Here is a 268-nt window from a genome sequence, read left to right on the forward strand (position 1 = left end):
GTGCCGAGGGTCGCGCGCGCGGTCTGCGACAGCGCCGGCGTCCACGCGCCGTAGTTCAGCACCAGTGCGGCGATGCGCGCCGATTCCCCGGCCTCGCGCAGTCGCAACACGGTGGCCACGGCGAGATTGGCGCCGGCCGAATCGCCGCCCAGCGCAAGCCGCCCGGCGTCGATGCCGAAGTCCGCGCCGTGCACTCGCAGCCAGTCCAGCGCGATGACCGCCTGGTCGAGCGCGGCGGGATAGGGATGCTCCGGCGCCAGGCTGTAGT

At 73.9% G+C, this 268-nt stretch carries 1 protein-coding gene; it reads right to left on the minus strand.

Features of this window, described 5'->3' with window-relative positions; genetic code table 11:
- Positions 1–268, minus strand: a 268-nt coding sequence (locus SB775_RS30060) for an alpha/beta hydrolase fold domain-containing protein (RefSeq protein WP_410864906.1), incomplete at both ends; no start/stop codon positions are given.

This window comes from Peribacillus sp. SIMBA_075, from assembly GCF_046534585.1.